Raw genomic sequence first — 20,918 nt, 5'->3', positions numbered from 1 at the left:
TGACAGCATGAGTATTCGAATCATCGTTGCCGGAGCCAGCGGGCGCATGGGCCAAGAAGTAGTCAAAATGATAAAGCAACATGATCATTTGAAGCTGGTTGCCGGCGTTTCACGGACACACGCAGGACAAGATGTGGGTGAAGCGTTGGGATTGGCTCCATTGGGAGCGCCTTTTTATGCGACGGTACAGAAAGCGTTGGACGAGCAAAAAGCGGATGTGTTGGTTGATTTCACCACGCCTCATACGGTGAAAGAGCATATGGCGTTGGCCATTCGCCACGGTGTTCGACCGGTGGTGGGGACAAGTGGTTTATCGGAACCGGAGATCCAAGAGTTATCCGAATTATGTGCGGTGAGCGGAGTGGGGGCCATCATTGCGCCAAACTTTGCGCTCGGTGCCGTGCTGATGATGGTGTTTGCCCGTCAAGCGGCCAAATATCTGCCCCATGTGGAAATTGTGGAATATCATCATGACCAAAAATTGGACGCTCCCTCGGGCACGGCGATGAAAACAGCGGAGATGGTTGCTGAAACACGGACAGAGATGAGACAGGGGCATCCGGACGAGAAAGAATTGCTTCATGGGGCACGCGGGGGATTGACCCAAGGGTTTCGGGTGCACAGCGTGCGTTTGCCGGGGCTTATTGCCCATCAAGAAGTGCTGTTTGGCGGCGACGGGCAACTTTTGACGATCCGCCATGATTCATTTAACCGTGAATCGTTTATGCCGGGAGTCAAATTGGCGATTGAAAAGGTGATGGAGCAAGATCGGTTGATCTATGGTCTGGAAAATGTGATTGAATTCGCTTAAAGGAGACCGACGTTTTATGAAGGATGTGTTTCCGCGCTTCCCTTTGCTCAGCGGTGACACCCCGTTGACGCCGCTTGCCAATCTGGCGGCGGAGTTGGGGATCGCCAGCCTTTGGATCAAACGCGATGACGTGACAGAGCTGGCTTGTGGAGGCAACAAATTGCGCAAGTTGGAGTATTTATTGGGACAAGCGCGGAGCGAGGGCTGTGACGTGGTGATCACGGGAGGGAGTCCCCAATCCAATCACGCCCGTCTCACCGTGGCAGCAGCCAATAAAGCGGGCATGGAGACGTGGCTCTGTTTTGCTGGTGACCGCTTGGGCAAAGTGCAAGGGAATTTATTGTTGGACCAATTGCTGGGAGCCCAGTTGTTCGTCACTGGGGCGTACGGTTCAGATGGGTTGCTTGAGGTGATGCGAAAGAAAGCACTTGAAGCGAAGCGTCAGGGAAAGAAGCCGTATATCATTCCGGTGGGCGGCTCTACAGGAAGAGGGGACTATGGTTATGTTGTCGCTTGGCATGAGCTTGAGCGGCAGCGCCAACAATTGGGATTGCCCCCGTTTGATGAGATTTATGTGGCGGTGGGGACGGGGGGAACGTTGGCGGGCCTCGTCATCGGTCGAGGTCAGACCCAGACCCCTACGCGCCTGTGCGGCATCAGTGTCTGGCAAGGGAAAGAGCGAGCGGAACGTGATGTGAATCGTTTCATTCGACATATTTGCGAAGAGATCAACCTGACGATGGATGCCGACATAGAATCATCGTACGTTTTGTTTGATCAATATATCGGTCGCAAATACGGAACCCCTTCTCCGGCAGGGAATGAGGCGATCCGCCGTTTGGCGCGCTCTGAAGGGATTTTGGCTGATCCGATCTACACCGGGAAGGCATTCGCGGGGATGTTGGATCAATTGGCGAAGGTTGGCAACAAAGATAAACGGGTATTGTTTTGGCATACGGGTGGAACACCGGCCTTATTTACCCATGCTGCATCATTTGAACTGGTTTGACATCTTTTACTGAAGAGGGGTAAGCCAATGAATATCGCATTGATCGCACATGATGAGAAGAAAGAGCAAATGGTTCATTTTTCCATTGCTTATGAAGAGTTGCTGAAACCTCACCGACTGTATGCCACCGGAACAACCGGCAAACGGATCATGGAGGCGACCTCACTGGAGGTGCACCGGTTTTTATCAGGGCCGTTGGGCGGAGATCAACAAATCGGGGCTTTGGTGGCGGAAAACAGGATGGACTTGATCGTATTTTTCCGGGATCCGCTGATGGCACAACCCCATGAGCCAGATATTTTGGCTTTGCTAAGGTTGGCTGATGTCCATAATATCCCCGTGGCGACCAATCTGGCAGCGGCTGAAATCATGGTGCGGGCGATCAAAGAAGGCGAACTGGCGTGGCGTGAACTGGTGAATCCAAGCAGGTAAGGAAAGAAAAGAGGGGATAAAGTGAATGCCGTCGATTTATTGGCGTTTGGCGCGCATCCTGACGACGTGGAAATCGGAGCGGGCGGGATTTTGGCCAAACACGTGAAACAAGGATACCGTGTGGCGATTTGCAACCTGACCGAAGCGGAATTGTCGTCAAACGGAACAGTGGAGCGGCGGCGTGTCGAAGCGAGACGTGCCGCCGAAATCTTGGGTGTGGAGCAAATCATTGACTTGTCTTTTCCGGATCGGGGACTTGGAGAACGGGAACAAATCAATCGGATGGCGCAAGTGATCCGCCAATGTAAACCCCGCATCGTTTTGGCTCCGTATTTTGAAGACCGCCATCCCGATCATGTGGCATGCAGCCGCATGGCAAAAGAGGCGATTTTCGATGCGGGAATTCGCAAAAAGAAGACGCCTGGGGATGAAGAAGCGCATCGCGTAAGCCAGTTTTTTTATTACTTTATCAATGATGTCCATCAAGCCGATGTGGTCGTGGACATCTCGGATGTCTATGAACAAAAGGTGGAATCCATCTTAGCCTATCAGAGTCAGTTTAATCCGACCGAAGGGGAAGTAAGCACACCGCTGAACAGTCCTACTTACCTCGCCATGGTACGTGGGCGTGACCAATTGTGGGGTCACCAGATTGGCGCGCTGTATGGGGAAGCGTTGAAAAGCCCTGCTCCACTGAAAATGACGTCGCTGATACAGCCATAAGGATGGAAAAGTGGGAGGGTTTCTAATGCGCATTGGGATTACCTGTTATCCTTCACATGGAGGATCAGGTGTAGTGGCCACCGAACTGGGAAAGTTGCTGGCCGAAAAAGGACATGACATTCATTTTATCACATATGACATGCCGTTCCGCTTGGGCCGGTTTCATCAAAATATCCGTTATCACGGCGTGGAGGCGCACCGCTATGCTGTATTCAAATACCCGCCTTATGACTTGGCGTTGGCCAGCCGGATGGCGCAAGTGGCCAAGGAGTACCAGTTGGATCTTTTGCATGTCCACTATGCGGTGCCTCACGCGATTGCGGCCGTTCTGGCGAAGCAAATGGTGGGCGATCATCTGAAAGTGGTGACCACCCTGCATGGCACGGATATTACTGTGTTGGGGGAAGACCCCTCTTTGCGTGATGTGATCTGCTTTGGCATAAAGCATAGCGATGCGGTGACGGCGGTGTCGGATGATTTGGCCAGACAGACACGAGAGCTTTTTTGTGTAAACACTGACTGCGTGAACAAAGAAATCGAACGCATTTACAATTTTGTCGACTTGCGCGTCTATTATCCGCGGGGTGTCGAACATCTGCGGGAACAATACAGTGATACGGGCGAAAAGTTGTTGTTACATATATCCAATTTTCGGCCAGTCAAGCGTCCGCTCGATGTGATTGCCGTCTTCCATCGAATTGCCAGTGAGATACCCGCTCGGTTGCTCCTGGTTGGCGAAGGGCCGGAAATGCCCAAAGTGATCCAACAAGTGCAGGAGCTGGGGTTGGAAGAGAAAGTCGTCTTCCTGGGAAAACAGGATGAGGTTGCGCAATTGATCTCCTTGGCTGACTTGTTGCTCCTGCCATCCGAAAAAGAGAGCTTTGGCTTGGTGGCACTTGAAGCGATGGCGTGTGGCGTCCCCACCATTGCCTCAACTGCCGGTGGGATTCCCGAAGTGGTGACCCACGGCCAGACGGGGTTTTTAGCCCAAGTGGGAGCCATTGAAGAGATGGCCCAGTACGCGTTGATGCTGCTCAGGGACGAAACAATGTACCAAGCTTTTTCAGAAGCGGGCCTGGATCGGGTCAAACAGGAGTTCTGCGGCTTAAAGATCGCAGGGCAGTATGAAGCGTTATATCAGCGGTTACTGTCCCGTTAGACGGAGGAACAGAGATGGACGAGCGTAAGCGAGCGGCACTTCAGGTGATGGAACGGTTGGAGCAAGCGGGATTTGCGGCGTATCTCGTGGGCGGTTGCGTCAGGGATGAGTTATTGGGGCGCCAACCGCAAGATTACGATGTGGCCACAGAGGCGCATCCTTACAAGGTGCAAGAGATTTTTCCGCGAACGGTGCCAACGGGCTTGCAACATGGCACCGTTACCGTCGTGCAACAAGGGATACCAGTAGAAGTGACGACGTTTCGGGTGGAAGAGGGATATGAAGATCGAAGGCGCCCAAGCCAAGTTGCTTTTGTCTCTTCTTTGAAGCTCGATTTGGCTCGGCGTGATTTTACGGTCAATGCCATGGCGCGAGATCGGCACGGAAAATTGATCGATTACTTCTCCGGCGTCCAGGATCTGGAAGCCCAAGTCATTCGGACCGTGGGTGAACCCCTGGAGCGATTTCGGGAAGATGCGTTAAGGATGTTGCGGGCGGCGAGATTTGTCGCTCAATTTGGCTTTTCCCTCGATGACAAAGCAAAACGGGCGATAGAGCAGTTAAAACAGGAAAGCCGCTTCCTTTCCGTCGAACGGGTGGTATCGGAATTGGAAAAAATGTGGCGGATGCCAACCCCTTCTCCAGGGATGGGGATTTTATTCGAAACCGGGTTAATTGCGGCATTACCCCCTTTTTATCAATGGATCGACGAGAGCAAGCCTGCGGCGGATCGCTTGGAACGGTTTGACTGGGTGCAGGACCGGATTGTGCGCTGGAGTTATCTGTTGTCTTTATGCGGAACAGGGGAGGCGGTTTTAGAGTCACGATTAACCCAACTAAAACTGGCAAATCGGGACAAAGAGGCGATCATCGATTGTTTGAAACTGGGTTCGAAGTGGGAGCGGCAGGGGGAAGAAGAGTGGAAACGTTTATTGTATCGTTTCGGAATCCTTGCGCTAAAGCGTGCGGCCCAGTTGGCGGAGTTGCTTGGTCGAAGGCAGGTGGATGACCCTGATGAGGCGAAACTGGAAGAGTGGTGGCAGGCGATGCCGGTCAAACAAACGCAGGACTTGCCGATTACAGGCACTGAATTGATCCGGCATGTCGGTAAAAAAGCGGGGCCTTGGGTGGGCAAGACGTTGGCTTACCTCGCTGAGCAAGCGGCGTTACAGCATATTCCAAATGAAAGAGAAGCATTGCTAAAGGAAGGATGTCAGATTGGGGCAAAGTATTCGCAATGAGCTGATTCGAGTGTTAATCGCAAGCGACGCCACTTTTTTGTCAGGCGAAGAGATCAGCCGCAAAGTGGGGGTGAGCCGTGCGGCGATTTGGAAGCATATCGAAGAGTTGAGGCAGGAAGGGTACGAGATTGAAGCGCGCCCGCGCCATGGTTACAGGCTGGTGTATCGTCCCGACCGGGTGGCCCCGGAAGAGATCTATCCCCATTTGCAGACGGTTGCGTTTGGGCGTGAAATTCGTTATCTGGTGCAAACGGACTCCACACAGATTGTCGCGCACCAATGGGCCCGAGAAGGTGCCCCGGAAGGGGCGATCGTGATTGCCGAAGAGCAACATCAAGGTCGGGGCAGAATGGGACGCGTATGGCACTCTCCACCCCAGACGGGGATTTGGATGAGCGTCATTTTGCGGCCGCCCATCCCTTTAAGTCATGCGCCACACCTTACCCTGCTCGCTTCCGTTGCCGTGCGGCGAGCCTTGGCCAAGCTGACAGAGTTGCCGGTCAAGATCAAATGGCCCAATGATTTATTGATCAACGGCAAGAAAGTATGCGGAATCCTAACCGAATTGCGTGGGGAACAAGATCAAATCCACTATGTCATTGTGGGTATGGGCATCAACGTCAATGCTCAAGTCGCCGATTGGCCGGATTGGCTGAAAGAGGTGGGTACCTCTTTAAGGCATGAGCTGGGCCGCCCCATTCATCGTGCCTCCTTACTGGCGGAGATTTTGGCTGAATTGGAGCAAAGTTACCAAGGGTATCTTGAGCGCGGGTTTGCCCCCATTCGGGAAGAGTGGCAACAAATGGCGGGGATATTGGGCGAACAGATCACGGCTCGCACATCCCAAGGAAGTTACACGGGGATCGCGGAACAATTAAATGAACATGGTGCGCTGTTGTTGCGAACGGAACAAGGCGTGGTGCCCGTCTATTCGGCAGAGATTGAATGGCAGGGTGACTCATCTGGGGAAAACTAGGGAAAAAGCGTCAGCAGAAAGGGAGTGTCATGCCTTTCCGCTGACGCTTTTCTGTTGGGGATAATGGCTTCATGGACGAACACAGTGGAGCGGTTATGCAAGGGCTTTAACGTTAGAGATAAGATTATTATTTCTCACTTGACAACTAGGAATAATGTGAATTAAATTATAGTTACATGAATATTTTGGGGCTAACTCGAAAACGAGAGGCAAACTGATCTTTCAGTATGCCTCTTTCTTTTTATCTAAAGAGGAGTAAGACGCTTTTTTAGAATAACTGTTTATCAGCATTTGGGAGGTTTATGACATGAAAATAAAAGAGGACGACGATATCGACTAGATGAAAAGAGAGGAAAGGATGGTAAAAACTTGGGTAAGAGAATTTATATAAATGCGTTTGAGATGAATTGTGTTTGTCATCAGTCGCCCGGTCTGTGGACACATCCAGAAGATCAATCAGATCGTTACAAGGATCTCGATTATTGGGTTGAACTTGCCCAATTACTGGAGCATGGAAGATTTGACGGTCTCTTTCTAGCAGATGTGCTCGGCATTTATGATGTTTATCAAAACGATAAAAGTGCTTGCATTCGTCAGGCAGCGCAAGTACCAGTGAATGATCCGATCTTACTTATTTCAGCAATGGCTAAGGCAACGAAACATCTAGGATTTGGAGTAACATGCTCTACCACCTATGAGCATCCTTATACGTTTGCTAGAAGAATGTCAACGTTAGACCATCTAACCCAAGGTCGTATTGCATGGAATATCGTTACTTCTTATTTAGAAAGTGCTGCAAAGAACCTGGGTCTTGATGAACAACTCAGGCACAGTGAAAGATATGAAATCGCCGAGGAGTATATGGAGGTTTGTTATAAGCTCTGGGAAGGAAGCTGGGAAGACGATGCTGTTGTAAAAGATAGAGAGGGAAAGATCTTTACGGATCCAAACAAAGTGCACGAGATTAATCATAATGGAAAGTACTTTAGAGTACCTGGAATCCATCTTTGTGAGCCTTCGCCTCAAAGAACGCCGGTCCTTTATCAAGCTGGAGCATCAGCAAAAGGACGCGAATTTGCAGCAAAACATGCTGAATGTATATTTACAAGCTTCCCAAGTGTTGAAACGGCTGCTCAATATGTAAAAAAAATACGTGATCTGGTAAAAAAACAGGGACGTGATCCTAAAAGTATTTTAATTTTTAACCTCTTCACTCCAATTGTAGGAGCAACAGAAGAAGAAGCATGGGAAAAATATCAAAACCTTTCGAGACATATCAGCTATGAAGGAGCGCTTGCTTTACTTGGAGGTTGGACGGGAATTGATTTTTCACAATATGATCCAGATCAAGTTATCGAATATGTTGAAACGAATGCTGTTCAATCAGCCGTTGAAAAGTTCACAAAAGCCAATCCTAATAAACAGTGGACTGTACGTGAATTGGCGAAATTTGTCGGAATTGGAGGTGCGGGACCAGTAGAGGTAGGAACCCCTCAACAAATTGCAGATGCGCTAGAATACTGGATTGAAGTGACAGGGATAGATGGCTTTAACATTGCTTATGCTACTACACCAGGAACATTCAAAGATTTTGTGGAACTGGTGGTACCAGAACTGCAGAAGCGAGGCGTTCTGAAAAAAGAATATGATGAAGGAACCTATCGTGAAAAATTATTCGGTAAAGGAAAGGCTCGCTTGTTAGATGATCATCACGGATCAATTTATCGAAAACGACTGATTCAACCCTAATATAAACATTTTTAAAATGATATAAATTTGTAAGATATATGAATCACCTTAATATTTTAAGGCATTTGGACAAATCATGCATGCTGCAATTGATATAGGAATCGCACAAGTTGCGTTACAGGATGGCGCAAAGTTTGAACGAGAAAAGTCTACCCCCTAGCGGTTTGTCCCAAGCTGCAGATGATCCCTATCTTATCAAAAGATTGGGATAGTTAGGCATTAGTCTCAACGCAGCTGAAGCGTTCTTAAAAGAGGCGGCAGTTGCAATTGATATAGCCCGAGAAAATCTAGATGAAACTACAGCGGGTCAGGCGCCCGTCTCCGTGGATTCTGCCAAATATGTTGCAACTGAGGCTGTCATTGAGGTAACCTCTGCACTGTTTGAGTTAGCAGGCACCTCTTCTATGGATGAAAGATATAATCTGGATAGACATTGGAGAAATGGACGTATCCATACGCTATATGATCCTGCTCGTTGGAAACTTCATCGTGTGGGTAATTGGATTCTTAATGGTATTTTACCCGAAGATTTCTAGAGGGTACTGAAAATAATATATCTCTAATTCTCAATAGCAAGCGAAGGAGAAGAGAAAATGAAAGTGACAGTAGAAGATTCAAATATTTTTTTACAAAAAGCGTCTTTACTTGCTCAAGAGTTTGCCAAGGATGCTGTAGAACGTGACAAAGCAGGGGGAACACCAAAGATCCAACGGGACAAACTAAGAGAAAGTGGGTTATTAAAGCTCCTCATTCCCGAGCAATATGGGGGAGATGGACAACCGTGGTCCACGGTACTTCGCATCGTCCGGGAATTTGCAAAGGTAGATGCTTCATTAGGACATTTATTTGGTTATCATTTCTTGTGCCTTGCGAGAGTGTATTTGAAAGGTTCACTAGAGCAGAGAGAATATTTTTTTACGGAAACTGCAAAAAACAACTGGTTTTGGGGAAACTCGACCAATCCACTCCAGCGAACCTGCATAGGGAAACGGGATGGCGATCGGGTAATTGTGAATGGAAAAAAATCTTTTAGCTCTGGATCTCCCGATGCTGATCTTCTCTTGATTTCTTGGGTGGATGAGAATTCGGACGAATATTTTAATGGGGTTATTCCTCCTTCCCGGAATGGTGTAATCGTTCATGATGATTGGGACAGTATTGGACAGCGTCAAACGGGCAGTGGTACGGTTAGCTTTCAAAAGGTTATTGTTGAACAACATGAGATACTAGGAAATTCTAATTTGGCGCATTCGGTTTTTTCCACGATTAATCCAATATTATCACAGAGTATTTTAGCAAATATCTTTGTCGGAAGTGCAGAGGGGGCCATTGCCGAGGCGAAAGAGTATACAACAAAGTTTTCACGTCCATGGCTTGCCTCGGGTGTGGAAAAAGCGTCTCAGGATCCATCAACTCTACGCCAGTATGGTGAGTTTTGGGTCGAAATTGAATCAGCTGTTAGCCTCGTTGAGAAAGCTGCAGATAAAGTTGATCAAGTTTGGGAAAAGGAATACAACCTATCGGAAGAGGAGCGGGGAGAGTGCGCTGTTCTAGTCGCTGCGGCAAATGTTCTGGGCGGGAAAGTAGGTCTAGACATCAGTAACAGAATTTTCGAAGTGATGGGTGCGCGGTCTACCGCATCTAAATATGGATTTGATCGTTTCTGGCGTAATATCCGTACTCATACGCTTCATAATCCAGTTGAATATAAACTGCGTAATATTGGAAACTGGGTACTAAATAATGAATTCCCTAAACCGGGTTTTTATTCATAAGAGACACAGTAAAACATTTATCGCTTGATTATGAAAGGAAGAGGAAAAACTTTTACTATGTGAAGTTTGTATCCATTCTAGGGCGTGTCGGGCAAATCAGGTTGATCATTGGGAGAAGGCGGAAAACCCTTTTCCCGATGAGCGCCTCGTCATGCGTGAAGCGAATGGGAAAACGGTAATGGAGCCGCCGACATATTTATCAGACACGCACAGGTAGTGGAAGGACACCCCCAGCAAAACCAACATTAGAATCACTATTGAGAGTCTATGCTTAATTCATACAATGTACTTATGTGGTAGGCAGTTCTATATAGCTTGTTGCATTTTAAGCTCACTAACCCAGAATAAACCTAGGTAAAACAGCCTCTCTATAAATAAAACTATTGGAGTGAGTAAAAATGAAGAAAAAAATGATAGGAATTTTACTTGCCACTACTTTACTGGCGTTACTTGTGAGTTGCAGTAGCCAAGAAACTACACATGAAAATAAGGAAAAGACGATTATTGTTGGTGTAACGTCAGGACCGTTTGAGAAAATTGCCAACAAAGTAAAAGAAGTTGCAAAAAAGGAGGGAATTCATATTAAGGTTGTGCCATTTAATGATTATATTGTGCCGAACCAAGCTCTGGATAAAGGAAAAATTGATGTAAACGTATACCAAACGATTCAATTCTTAAATCAATATAATAAAGATCGTAAAACGAATATTGTTCCGATTGGAAAAGTGTATACCAGTTCTCAGGGGATTTATTCCAAAAAATATAAGAAAATTGAAGAGATTCCGGATGGAGCTACCTTAGGTATCCCAAACGATCCTATCAATCTGTGGAGGGGAATTCTTATTTATCAGGATGCGGGGCTCATTAAATTAAAACCCGGTTCAGAAAATAAGGCAACCTTGCAGGATATCAAAGAAAATCCAAAACACTTTAAATTGAAAGAGTTAGAAGCAGGAATGTTGGCACCTACACTGAACAGTCTTGATGCATCAATCATTCCGAGTAATTATGCTTTGCAGAACGGCTATAACCCCAAAAAGGATGCACTGTTTTTAGAGGACAATGAAAGGTTCGCAATTTATGTGGCAACAAACGAAAAAAATAAAGATAATCCGGATTATAAAAAGTTGGTTGAATTGTACTCTTCTGACGAAGTGAAGAAGTTTATCCAAGAAAATTACGAAGGAGTATATAAACCTGTTGAAGACCCTTTCCGAAATTAAAAGATTATTTTCTGTAATAGAAGAAATTCGAGATTTGACAAAAAAATTCCCCTTGGTGTGAAACGTGGTGTCCGAAGCTTACACTTATGAATCCTTGATCAGAACCAAGGGAGGACGCCAAATGAATGATACACAAAATCTGATTGCAGGTGTCGATATCGCAAAATATAGACATGTAACGTGCCGCCCAGGACGCTGGAAGATACGATCGGCAAAGCTTTGACCTTCGAAAAACACATTGCAGGGTTGTCAAACTTTATGAATTGGATGCAGCCTTTCTTGCACAAATACTATATTTCGCGAAGAAAATGTAGGAGTGAGGACTCAAGGGGAGGGTGGGGAAATGATCCAACTTACCAATATTCACAAAACATTCAAAGTAGGCAAGAGAGAAGTAGAGGCGTTAAAAGGCGTGACCATCCATGTAAAAAAGGGAGAAATTTTCGGGGTGATTGGTTCTAGCGGAGCAGGAAAAAGCACCCTACTCCGCATAGTTAATCTTCTTGAAAAGCCGATAAGTGGTACTGTTATTGTCAACGGGAAAAACCTTTTGCAATTAAATGAGAAACAGTTAAGAATCTCAAGAAAGAAGATCGGTATAATATTCCGACATTTCAATCTTCTTTCTTCCTATAATGTGTTTGACAACGTTGCAGAGATTCTTCGCATGACTCATGTACCTAAACAGGAAATAAAAAAGAAAGTCGAAGGGCTACTGAGACTTGTCGGATTGGCAGACAAAGCAGGGGAATATCCTTCACAATTATCAGGCGGACAGAAACAGCGGGTAGGGATTGCTCGCGCGTTAGCCATGGAGCCAGAAATTCTGTTATGCGATGAAGCAACCTCTGCACTTGATCCCCAGACTACGGAGTCCATTCTGGAGTTGCTACTTAATATTAATGAAAAATTGGGTTTAACGATCTTGCTCATAACGCATGAGATGGAGGTCATTAAAAAAATTTGTGACCGTGTGGCAGTTATGGAAAAAGGGGAAGTGATTGAACAAGGAAGTGTTCTTGATATTTTTAGTACACCAAAACATCCGACAACGAAAAATTTTATACGTACCGTTTTTGATGACGCCATTCCAAAGGACATGATAGAGAAAATAGCGGTATCTAGTCCTTGCTCGAAAATTCTACGAGTGTCCTTTCGCGGGGATGCTGCTCTTGATCCAGTCATCAGTACCCTTGCTACCCGGTACCGTGTTACGTCGAATGTGCTTTTTGGTTCCATTAACTATATTAAAGGGACCCCTCTGGGGATTTTATTCCTTCAAATATCCGGTGAAAGAGAAGGAGTAGCTCAGGCTATAACCTATCTTAAACAGGTAGTATACCATGTGGATATAAGATCAGAGTACGATGCTGAAGAGGTGGTTGCAAAATGACACAAAGGCTTTTTGAATTGACCCCGCTGTTCACGCAATCTTTATATGAAACGATTATGATGGTCATGATTTCGCTTATTATCTCTACCATCATCGGAATTCCGCTTGGTGTTATGTTAGTCATTACGCGACCGAATCATCTTGCGCCGAATAAATGGCTGTTTCTTATCCTAAATACGATCATTAATATTGTTCGTTCCCTTCCATTCATTATATTAATGGTAGCTATTATTCCTTTTACTGAATTCATTGTTGGCACGACGATCGGAATTGAGGGGGCTATTGTCCCGCTTATTGTTTACACTGCTCCGTACATTGCACGGCTCATGGAAACGGCACTGCTTGAGGTAGACCGCGGTGTCATTGAGGCATACTGGGCCATGGGCGCATCGCGGGCACAAATTGTCTTTCGGATTATGGTGCGGGAGGCAAGACCAGGTATTTTGCTATGCCTAACCATCTCCACCATTGGTTTGATCGGTGCCACGGCAATGGCAGGCGCGATTGGCGCAGGAGGATTGGGTGATCTTGCCTTACGCTACGGTTACCAGCAATGGGATTTACCCGTTATGATCGTCACGGTGATTATTTTGATTTGCCTGGTACAAATGATTCAATCCTTAGGTAACTGGGCGGCAAGGAAATTAAAGTAAAACGTATGAAAGTCGGAATGTTGAAATTTACTTGGAGGTGACTATGAAGTATAAAGCGAGAATATTATAGATAAGAAGAGAATGTCCCGAAAATTGGATTTTGGGACGCTTTTTTTTGACTACAAGAATTGATGAGTTACAGTGTACTCAAGGAGGTAATTAATCCGGTCCGTTAAGGCGATCGACGGGTTAAACCCTGATCTAAGCGCATACTGGTGATTTTACCGGATCTCAAGATAGGAGAAACCGGATTCCTTAGCCAGTTCCTTCTTGAGGTGTCCCAGGATCTCCCCGGCAAATTCGCTGTGCTACCTGATTCTTTCCCAATATGACAAAGGATGATAGCGCTTACCTTGTTTATGCGGTATTCTATCAATGTATTCATTTATGAAAGATTATTTTAACTATGAACAATTGTGTGGGTGATAAAGATGAAAGTGGCGCTGGGTGTGGATATAGGCGGCACGAAAACCGCGATCGGATTGGTGGACCAAGTGGGAAACATCCTGCATAAAGAGGTGATTCCCACCGAAATCGATTGGAAGCCGGAGCGGATGTGTGACAAGATCATGGAAACGATTCGCATGCTGATCGCCGAAGCTGAAGTGAACATCGATACCCTAGTGGGAATCGGGTTTGGCGTGCCGGGCCCGATTGACAGGGAGCGAGGAACCATCGTGTGTCCTCCCAATTTACCCACCTGGCATGGATTTCAGATGCGGTCTTATTTGGCAAAAAAGCTTTCGCTCTCCATTCTGATTGAGAATGATGCCAATGTGGCCACGCTTGCCGAGAAATGGTTGGGAGCGGGCAAGGAGAATGACAGTTTTGTCTACCTTACCATCAGCACGGGAGTGGGTGGAGGCTTCTATATCAATGGCGATGTCCTCTGGGGGAAATACGGCAACGCGGCAGAAGTTGGATTTATGGTGATGAATGCGGCGGGTGAGACGATTGAAGATCTGGCTTCAGGCACAGCGATAGTGAAACGGGCGTCCGCCTTGACTGGGGAAACGCTAACGACGGCGGAGGTGTTTCGCCGTTACCAGCAGGGCGATGCGGTGATGGTTCCCCTGGTTGAAGAGACATTTCGTCATCTTGGCATATTTTGCACCAACTTGATCGCTTTTGCCGAACCGGAGAAAATCATTATCGGCGGTGGGGTTTCCAATGTGGGGGAGCCGTTGTTTCAAGCTCTGCGCAACCATGTGCAACAACATGCGTGTACGCCGTTTGGGAAAAAGACGGAGATTGTGCCAGCCAGCTTACGTTCTGATACCGGTTTGATCGGCGCCGCGGCTTTGTTTTTGCTGGAACGATAAACCTTCCACCGCCTGAAATATGTTAAAAAGGAGACAAGAGGAGATGAAAACGCGGATACGAGGGGTATTGCTCGGTTTGGCTTGGGGAGATGTGCTCGGCTGTCCCGTGGAGGGATGGCGGAAGCGGGAAATCGCCGAAGTATACGGCGATTATAAGGAACTGCCGACAGCTTATCCATTGGAGAGGATTGATGAAAAAAACACCGCCGCTTGCGACCGCTCGGTTTGCACTCAGATGACACACAGCAAGCGTTGGCGCTCGCGCAGATCTGTTTGGCGGAGTCCGGTTGGGACAAAGATGCTTGGAAAAGCTTGCTTGTGCAAGGGATGCGGCAGGGCGTTTGGCGTGGGGTGGGACGTTTCTTCACGGATGCCTTGCACCGCATGCGCAAAGGGGCTCCCATTGAAAAAGCGGGCAGCCCATCAGCCGGCATGGGCGCGGCCATGCGTGTAGGGCCGCTGGGAGCTTTGTATTGTCAACCGGAACAGGTGGATCTCCTGTGGCAAGTGGCGCTGGAATCCAGTTTGGCTACCCATGCGGATGCGAGGGCGGCGGGTTTTGCGGCCGTGTTGGCCCAGGCGATCGCTTTGTTGTTGCAAGGGAAGGCAGCCAATGAGGTGCTCCTTGTTCTGCCTGAGCTCGCCCGGCAAGGCGAAGAGAGAGTGAACGAGATGTCGGGACAGGGCTGGCAGGTGGAGGAGGCTCATTCTTCCATTGTGCGTGAGGCGTTGGAACATGCCCACGCTTGGGTTCAGCTGCCGGTCGGCGAGATGAGGCAACGATTGTCCGATTGGGCGCGCCCCCATTTGAAAGAAGGCTTTACCCGGGCTCATCCCAATCAAGGGTTTGTCTTGCTTGGGGGTTTTCATGCCCTGCTCATGGCCTGCCGCGATGATTTGGAACCGATGGATGCTCTGCGTTCGATCATTAGGGAAGGCTTTGATACGGATACCGTGGCGGCGATCGCCGGTGCCGTGTTGGGTGCGCGGCATGGCGATGAATGGATTCCCGCCGAACAGTTTTATGATCGCAAGCGGCTGGAGTCTTATGCGGAAGCGATGACAAGCCATGTCTTGCCGGAGACACGCGATCAGTTTTTACAGCGGGAAACGGAGTTAACCCGGATAGAGAAAGCATTCCAGTTATGGAAGTAGGGGGGAACCGCTCCCCATTTTTGAGGAAGGGATGAGACAAGCATGGACCGTTTAGGGGATCGCATGAAAGAATATGAATTTCATTCGCGTCACACCTTGCCGAAACGGGTGCCGCTCATGATCCGCATTGATGGGAAATCATTTCACACATATACGCGTGAAATGAACAAACCATTTGATGAGCGTTTGCAACGGGCGTTGTGGGAGACAAGCGCATTTTTGGCCAGTCAAATCATCGGTTGTCGCTTGGCATATCAGCAGAGTGACGAAATCTCGCTTTTGCTGATAAACTATGAACAACCCGATTCCGAAGCGTGGTTCAATAACCAATTGCAAAAAATCGTGAGTGTCTCCGCCAGCATGGCCACTGCGAAATTCAATGCGCTGATGAGGGAGCATCGGCCCGAGCAACCGCTCGCGTTTTTTGTGCCAGGGCGTGGATTTTGCCTAAAGAGGAAGTGGCCAACTATTTCATCTGGCGGCAACAAGATGCCACTAAAAATAGCATTTCGATGGTGGCCAGGGCGCATTTTTCGCATAAAGAAGTGGATGGATTAAAATCGAATCAGTTGCAAGACAAATTAATGCTGGAAAAGAACTTGAATTGGAACGACTTGCCGGTATGGCAGAAGCGTGGGGTATGTGTGGTCAAGAAAACGGTGTCGCATGAGGTGATTCATCAAGGTCAATTGGTCCGGGTACAACGAAATTAGTGGATGGTTGATGAGAACATCCCCATCTTTACCCAAGACCGCGCCTATATAGAACAATATGTCTATCCGAATCGGGACGATCCGAAACGGGAAACTTAGACAAAATACCGCGACCAGTGTGTTGGTCGCGTTTTCTGTATCACAATCAATCGATTTCAATGTAATCCACTTTTTCCGTGTAAACGGCGTCTACGCTGAGAATATCCCTTTTAACAATGTAACGGATCATTTCTTCAGGAAATGCAATGGATTCGCCGCGATGATAGCGCAAAAAGAGTTCGGCCCATTCGACTCGATTTCGAAACCACTCTTTCACTTTTTTTTCACATAATTGATAGGTGGTTGGTTGTTCTTCAGTAGCGGTTCGTTCTACAAATTGCTCCGCAAACACAAAATCTGCCGCCTCGCTAAATCGGGTCAGATAGTATCCGCGGTTGTGCTTCAGCTCTGCAGTGATGGATTGTTCAATAAAATAACGGCGAGCACTGTCCGCATCGGTCGCCATGCAATACAACCCCTCCTGTCCAAGCAAAGATTGGGAATGACTAAACACCCTGTAGAGCTGTTTTTCAACCAACTCCATCGTGTTGACAACCTCCTCCATGTGAAGCTATCCCCCCTGATACCCATCTAGAGAAACGCGACATGCCCTGTCAAAGAAAAAAGCCCCCCTACTGAATCGAAGGGCTTGATCAATGGGTCCCATGACTTTGCCGTTCAAGCAGCCGTAAGATCGCAATTGTTGGAGTTTTTTAAAAATATTTAACGATAGATGTGTTTTTAAAACGTTTAGGCTGCTTATGTAGGACTGTGATGTTCATCGCTCACGCTTCAGGTGGCTCGCCCACTTGTAAGTTGCGGATCATGGTGGTCACCTCCTCTCGTTATATTGTTGTTTTTCAACAAATTAAGGGAATTCCCTTCTTTAATTCCGCTAAAATCGATAAATTATTTTAAATATATCCCTACTATCTCCTCCCAGTTTGCAGAGGGGTTTTATATAATTGGTTGGAAATCTCCCTGTTTCCATAAAATAACCAGCTTTTTGTTATTGGTGGTTCAATATTTGTTATTTTTATCATTAGAACACGAAAATTATATTTCAATAAGAATGGTGTTATATAGCGATGAATAGGGGCTGCCTGGAATTGGTGTGAAGTATTGAAAAATATTAAGATGGTCAAGGGTGAAGTCATTCGCATCTATGATAAAATGAATTTGGGAAGCGTTTGCGTCTGGTTCGGGGGGGGTTATTCGGCTAATAGATCGAACATTCTGAATGATAAGAGGCGGAAGAGTCCGCTTAGAGATCTCGAAAGGAGGCTGCGCATGTTTGCGGTGCTGGGTGGGATGGTGTTGGGACTCGGTTGTGGCTATCTCCTTTTCATCACTTATCGCTATCGACGGCAACTTTCAAACCATGTCGGGATGATGGTGGCGATGGGGGGTGCGACGATGGTGGGGCTGCTCTCGGGAACGATCTTGGGCACCCTGTTTGGGGGAGGGATGTTTTTGCCGACGGAGATCGCCATGGTCTTCAGTTTGTCGATGGGTTATCTATTGGGTAAGCCATTCAGTTTATTGGCGGCCATCGACGGAATCGTGGCCGGGATCATGGGAGGCATGATGGGGGTGATGTTGGGCGTGATGGTGCTAGAGGAGGCACCCGATCTCACCATTGGGTTGATGGCCACGCTTTTTGTTGCCGTTTCCTTGTTGCTGGGCCAATTAATGGGGCGAGAGGCGAAGAGGATGGGTGACGGGGGAATGGAGAGCTGGATCCTTTGGGGGTTCGCCATCCTCATGGTCACCGCGCTGGTCTGGAAACAGGCGGGTCTCTTATCGCAAGCGGAGACACCGCCAAATCATGCCCATCCACACCAACATTCCCAAGATCCGGCGCGCACGGTGTCTGCCGTACAGAAAACCGATCATCAAGTGGCCCAAATGCATGTCACGGCAACGGGATGGAGTCCGGACATGATCCAAGCGAAAGCGGGCATTCCCCTGCAGTTGCAAGTAACGGCGGAGTCGGAGTCGGCTTGTGGAAGGAGCCTCCTGATTGAGGAATTTCAGATTGAAAAGCCTGTGGTGAAAGGGACGACCACGGTTGAGTTCACTCCCGTCCACGAGGGGACGTATCCGGTGCGCTGCGGGACAAGGATGGGTTGGCTTTTGATAGAATGATTTTGGTTGTTTAAAGAAAATCATTGCATTGTGTTTTGATTTTGGTTAACCTAAAGCTGGGGATAAGGCGGCATCTAAAATCAGAGCTGCACTGAAACCCGATTTTTTACACTTTTGCTGTTTGGAACAAAATATGTGAAGAAGCCATTTTCTGCTTCGAGCCTTTGGGACGGAGACAGAGCAAGCGGTGAAAGATGCGTGCGCCCTTTTAGTCCCTTTGTGTGGCTGATCGTGGCGTTTTCTATTTCTCTGCCCCAAGGGCCCTACTAAAAGGAGGGTACCTTGTTGAGCACGGTAAAAAGACGAGTGACAACCCGAACATTGGTGAAGATGAAACAAGAACATGAACCGATCGCCATGATCACAGCTTATGATTATCCAGCGGCGAAGATGGCCGAGGCGGCCGGGGCGGATATGATTTTGGTTGGCGATTCGCTTGGCATGGTTGTGTTGGGGTATGATTCGACCATTCCCGTTACGCTGGAGGACATGTTGCATCATACCAAAGCGGTTACCCGTGGCGCCAAAAGAGCCATGGTAATTGCGGATTTGCCTTTTATGATGGCGCATTTGTCGCGTGATGAAGTCTTAAAAGCAGCCGCACGCCTCATGCAAGAGGGGGGCGCGTATGGTGTGAAGTTGGAAGGCGGTCGTGAGATTATAGAGAATGTCCGAGCGTTGACCCAAGCTGGGATTCCGGTGGTGGGGCATCTTGGTTTGACTCCGCAGTCGGTTAACCAATTGGGCGGTTACATGATCCAAGGCAAAGAGCTGGCCGCTGCCGAACGGCTGATCGAGGAGGCGCAAAGCTTGGAGGAAGCCGGCATCTGCGCCTTGGTGCTGGAATGCGTGCCGGAAGAGTTGGCCCGCCTGATCAGTGAGAAGCTGCATGTGCCGACGATTGGCATTGGTGCCGGGCGGTATTGCGATGGGCAAGTGTTGGTTTATCATGATGTGCTTGCGCTTTCCGGCGAATGGCATCCCTCTTTTGTCAAGGTGTACCGCAAAGCGGGCCAGATGATGACGGAGGGGATTGCAGAGTATGTGCAAGAAGTGAAAAATCGCCAGTTTCCACAAGCTGAACATGTGACGCATCTGGAGGATGAAACGGCGGGGCGATTGTATGGAGCAAAAGAAGGAGTAACAACCACATGAAAATCATCGAAACTGTCAAGGAACTGAGAAACGAGCTCAAACCGCACCGTCAAGGGACGATTGGTTTTGTCCCGACGATGGGATATTTGCATCAAGGGCATCTCAGCCTGGTGGAACGGGCCAAGCAAGAATGCGACACAGTGGTGATGTCCATTTTCGTCAATCCGTTGCAATTTGGCCCAAATGAAGATTTGGACCGATATCCGCGCGATTTGGAGCGGGATGCCGCACTTGCCGAGGCGGCAGGGGTGGATTATCTGTTCCATCCTTCTGTCAGTGAAATGTATCCGACCGAGATCCTCACCCAGGTTCATGTGGAGAAAGTGACTGAGCGCTTGTGCGGAGCTTCAAGGCCGGGGCATTTTGCGGGCGTGACGACGGTGGTGACGAAATTGTTCCATATCGTCGAGCCGCAGCGGGCCTATTTCGGCATGAAAGACGCCCAGCAAGTGGCCGTGATTGAGCAGATGGTGACGGATCTGCATTTTCCGGTGACCATTGTACCGTGTCCGACGGTCAGGGAAGCCGATGGGTTGGCGCTCAGTTCCCGCAACGTGTATCTTTCTCCGGAGGAAAGGGAACAAGCGTTGATCCTCAACCAATCCTTGCGGGAAGCCAAAGAAAAATGGGTGCAGGGGTGTTTCTCCCATGCCGATGAGATCACTGAATACGTGCGTAAGCGCATACAAACAAAACCGCTGGCCGATATCGACTATGTTGAAACATTGAGTTATCCCCGATTGGAGCCGCTCGGCGAACGCATGGGAGAACGCATGATCGTGGCTGTCGCCGTGCGGTTTGGAAAAACGCGGTTGATCGATAACGTACTGTTGGATGGAAGAGGGGAAGAGACATGTTCCGTACGATGATGAAGGCGAAAATCCACCGTGCGACGGTGACCGAAGCCAATTTGAACTATGTGGGCAGCATCACCATCGATGAGGAGATCCTGGAGAAAGTGGATATCTTGCCCAATGAAAAAGTGCAAATCGTGAATAACAACAATGGCGCCCGCTTTGAAACCTATGTGATTCCCGGTGCACGCGGGAGCAAGGTTATTTGTTTGAATGGGGCGGCGGCGCGTTTGGTGCAGCCGGGAGATCGTGTCATCATCATTTCCTATGCGCTGATGGAAGATCAAGCGGCCAAAAGGCATCAACCTGTGGTGGCCGTGCTCGATGAAGAAAACAACATAGTGGAAATGTTAGGTGAAGAAGTGCACGGCACGGTTATGGTATGACC

20 protein-coding genes and 2 pseudogenes are annotated in these 20,918 nt (G+C 48.2%); 21 read left to right on the top strand and 1 reads right to left on the bottom strand.

Annotated features, from left to right (window positions below; translation table 11 throughout):
* Positions 1-7: 7 nt before the first annotated feature.
* The 17 genes and pseudogenes from dapB to ACFQNG_RS13400 all read left to right on the top strand — a co-directional run bounded on the left by dapB (position 8) and on the right by ACFQNG_RS13400 (position 16,433).
* On the top strand, positions 8-811 hold the full coding sequence (gene dapB, locus ACFQNG_RS13480; RefSeq protein ID WP_379865751.1) for a 4-hydroxy-tetrahydrodipicolinate reductase: 804 nt from the start codon (positions 8-10) through the stop codon (positions 809-811).
* A gap of 16 nt (positions 812-827) precedes the next feature.
* On the top strand, positions 828-1,820 hold the full coding sequence (locus ACFQNG_RS13475; RefSeq protein ID WP_379865750.1) for a 1-aminocyclopropane-1-carboxylate deaminase/D-cysteine desulfhydrase: 993 nt from the start codon (positions 828-830) through the stop codon (positions 1,818-1,820).
* Between the two features lie 27 nt (positions 1,821-1,847).
* Positions 1,848-2,252: a methylglyoxal synthase gene (mgsA, locus tag ACFQNG_RS13470; protein ID WP_379865749.1), complete on the top strand. Its 405-nt coding sequence runs from the start codon at positions 1,848-1,850 to the stop codon at positions 2,250-2,252.
* 21 nt (positions 2,253-2,273) lie between these two features.
* On the top strand, positions 2,274-2,975 hold the full coding sequence (gene bshB1, locus ACFQNG_RS13465; RefSeq protein ID WP_379865748.1) for a bacillithiol biosynthesis deacetylase BshB1: 702 nt from the start codon (positions 2,274-2,276) through the stop codon (positions 2,973-2,975).
* A gap of 25 nt (positions 2,976-3,000) precedes the next feature.
* Positions 3,001-4,134 (top strand): N-acetyl-alpha-D-glucosaminyl L-malate synthase BshA, encoded by a 1,134-nt coding sequence (bshA, locus tag ACFQNG_RS13460; protein ID WP_379865747.1) that lies wholly within the window; start codon positions 3,001-3,003, stop codon positions 4,132-4,134.
* 14 nt (positions 4,135-4,148) lie between these two features.
* Positions 4,149-5,375: a CCA tRNA nucleotidyltransferase gene (locus ACFQNG_RS13455; RefSeq protein ID WP_379865745.1), complete on the top strand. Its 1,227-nt coding sequence runs from the start codon at positions 4,149-4,151 to the stop codon at positions 5,373-5,375.
* Positions 5,353-6,351: a biotin--[acetyl-CoA-carboxylase] ligase gene (locus tag ACFQNG_RS13450; RefSeq protein WP_379865742.1), complete on the top strand. Its 999-nt coding sequence runs from the start codon at positions 5,353-5,355 to the stop codon at positions 6,349-6,351. The genes ACFQNG_RS13455 and ACFQNG_RS13450 overlap by 23 nt, the downstream gene beginning before the upstream one ends.
* A 369-nt stretch (positions 6,352-6,720) precedes the next feature.
* Entirely contained in the window at positions 6,721-8,100 is a 1,380-nt protein-coding gene (locus ACFQNG_RS13445) for an LLM class flavin-dependent oxidoreductase (protein WP_379865740.1), read from the top strand.
* 218 nt (positions 8,101-8,318) lie between these two features.
* Positions 8,319-8,636, top strand: a complete 318-nt coding sequence (locus tag ACFQNG_RS13440) for an acyl-CoA dehydrogenase family protein (protein WP_379865873.1) — start codon at positions 8,319-8,321, stop codon at positions 8,634-8,636.
* Between the two features lie 57 nt (positions 8,637-8,693).
* A complete protein-coding gene (locus ACFQNG_RS13435; protein WP_379865739.1) occupies positions 8,694-9,875 on the top strand; it encodes an acyl-CoA dehydrogenase family protein in 1,182 nt (393 codons plus the stop codon).
* A 398-nt stretch (positions 9,876-10,273) separates the two neighbouring features.
* On the top strand, positions 10,274-11,098 hold the full coding sequence (locus tag ACFQNG_RS13430; RefSeq protein ID WP_379865738.1) for a MetQ/NlpA family ABC transporter substrate-binding protein: 825 nt from the start codon (positions 10,274-10,276) through the stop codon (positions 11,096-11,098).
* A 343-nt stretch (positions 11,099-11,441) separates the two neighbouring features.
* Positions 11,442-12,491: a methionine ABC transporter ATP-binding protein gene (locus ACFQNG_RS13425; protein ID WP_379865737.1), complete on the top strand. Its 1,050-nt coding sequence runs from the start codon at positions 11,442-11,444 to the stop codon at positions 12,489-12,491.
* Entirely contained in the window at positions 12,488-13,144 is a 657-nt protein-coding gene (locus ACFQNG_RS13420; protein WP_379865736.1) for a methionine ABC transporter permease, read from the top strand. The genes ACFQNG_RS13425 and ACFQNG_RS13420 overlap by 4 nt, the downstream gene beginning before the upstream one ends.
* A 431-nt stretch (positions 13,145-13,575) precedes the next feature.
* Positions 13,576-14,466 (top strand): ROK family protein, encoded by an 891-nt coding sequence (locus ACFQNG_RS13415; protein WP_379865735.1) that lies wholly within the window; start codon positions 13,576-13,578, stop codon positions 14,464-14,466.
* Positions 14,467-14,485: 19 nt separating this feature from the next.
* A pseudogene (locus tag ACFQNG_RS13410) lies at positions 14,486-14,629 on the top strand (ADP-ribosylglycohydrolase family protein); the annotation flags it as partial.
* Positions 14,630-14,676: 47 nt separating this feature from the next.
* Positions 14,677-15,621: an ADP-ribosylglycohydrolase family protein gene (locus ACFQNG_RS13405; protein WP_379865733.1), complete on the top strand. Its 945-nt coding sequence runs from the start codon at positions 14,677-14,679 to the stop codon at positions 15,619-15,621.
* Between the two features lie 42 nt (positions 15,622-15,663).
* A pseudogene (locus ACFQNG_RS13400) lies at positions 15,664-16,433 on the top strand (tRNA(His) guanylyltransferase Thg1 family protein).
* 46 nt (positions 16,434-16,479) lie between these two features.
* Here the strand turns inward: ACFQNG_RS13400 and ACFQNG_RS13395 are convergent.
* Positions 16,480-16,938 (bottom strand): hypothetical protein, encoded by a 459-nt coding sequence (locus ACFQNG_RS13395; RefSeq protein ID WP_379865732.1) that lies wholly within the window; start codon positions 16,936-16,938, stop codon positions 16,480-16,482.
* Positions 16,939-17,663: 725 nt separating this feature from the next.
* Here ACFQNG_RS13395 and ACFQNG_RS13390 point away from each other — a divergent pair.
* The 4 genes from ACFQNG_RS13390 (at position 17,664) to panD (ending at position 20,916) form a co-directional block, all read left to right on the top strand.
* A complete protein-coding gene (locus ACFQNG_RS13390; protein ID WP_379865731.1) occupies positions 17,664-18,521 on the top strand; it encodes a cupredoxin domain-containing protein in 858 nt (285 codons plus the stop codon).
* 285 nt (positions 18,522-18,806) lie between these two features.
* Complete coding sequence (gene panB / locus ACFQNG_RS13385) at positions 18,807-19,676, top strand: 3-methyl-2-oxobutanoate hydroxymethyltransferase (RefSeq protein ID WP_379865730.1); 870 nt, start codon at positions 18,807-18,809, stop codon at positions 19,674-19,676.
* A complete protein-coding gene (gene panC / locus ACFQNG_RS13380) occupies positions 19,673-20,545 on the top strand; it encodes a pantoate--beta-alanine ligase (RefSeq protein ID WP_379865729.1) in 873 nt (290 codons plus the stop codon). The genes panB and panC overlap by 4 nt, the downstream gene beginning before the upstream one ends.
* On the top strand, positions 20,530-20,916 hold the full coding sequence (gene panD / locus ACFQNG_RS13375; RefSeq protein WP_379865726.1) for an aspartate 1-decarboxylase: 387 nt from the start codon (positions 20,530-20,532) through the stop codon (positions 20,914-20,916). The genes panC and panD overlap by 16 nt, the downstream gene beginning before the upstream one ends.
* Positions 20,917-20,918 lie beyond the last annotated feature (2 nt).

The sequence above is a fragment of the Laceyella putida genome (assembly GCF_042665195.1).
Classification (GTDB): Bacteria; Bacillota; Bacilli; order Thermoactinomycetales; family Thermoactinomycetaceae; genus Laceyella; species Laceyella putida.
The sequence above is the reverse complement of the archived record's forward strand: the minus strand, read 5'-3'. Positions and strand labels throughout refer to the sequence as shown.